We start from the raw sequence: 342 nt of genomic DNA, 5'->3' as shown, positions 1-342 counted from the left end.
GGCGGGGCGGGGTGTGCCGTCTCGCGGGGCGGGATCGGTGTCGGGCGGCGGGATGCTTTCTTTTGCTTCTGGCCGGTCCGCCTCCCCGGCGAAGGCCGGGGTCCTGGGCAGATGTTCGTGGCGCGGGTTGCGCCTTGTTATCGGGGGTTGTGCGGCTGGTCGGGGTGGGGCCGTCGGGGGACGGCGTCGGCTTTCGTCGAGCGTCGTCATGCCGGGCTTGTCCCGGCATCCACGGGGCCGCGATCCTGATGGTGTGGGGCCGGCGGCGCGTTGGATGCCGGGACGGGCCCGGCATGACGATGGTTTCATTGTTCGCGCGAGGACGCGGAGGCGCTGCGTCTG

This window comes from Sphingomonas sp. Leaf412, from assembly GCF_001425405.1.
Classification (GTDB): domain Bacteria; phylum Pseudomonadota; class Alphaproteobacteria; order Sphingomonadales; family Sphingomonadaceae; genus Sphingomonas.
Note: the sequence above shows the minus strand (reverse complement) of the source record.